Origin of the sequence: Acetobacter fabarum, from assembly GCF_040702925.2 — a bacterium.
In the GTDB taxonomy this organism is placed as follows: Bacteria; Pseudomonadota; Alphaproteobacteria; order Acetobacterales; family Acetobacteraceae; genus Acetobacter; species Acetobacter fabarum_B.
Window position 1 is genome coordinate 1 of record NZ_JBFCXX020000114.1, and the last position, 246, is coordinate 246.

General features: G+C 62.6%; 1 protein-coding gene. It reads right to left on the reverse strand.

Features of this window, described 5'->3' with window-relative positions:
• The coding region (locus tag AB2L51_RS15330) for a hypothetical protein (protein WP_400922727.1) at window positions 1–246 on the reverse strand (246 nt) is incomplete at both ends.

Here is a 246-nt window from a genome sequence, read left to right on the forward strand (position 1 = left end):
GTGTTCGATCAGTCCGCAGAACAGTCGATCGTAGATGTGAATACCGGTCTGCAATTGCCGGGTCTGACGGCAGCGGTAGGGCAGCAACTGGCCCGACACCCTGCACATGCGGGTGATGCGCAGGAATTCCCGGCGCGCGACGATTGCGCAAGGCCTTGCCTGGGCGTCGTGAAGCACTTCGAAGTCGGCCCGGGAAGGGAATCCGAGGCGCACGGGAAGCCCGATGAAAGGGTAGATCCCCTCGGT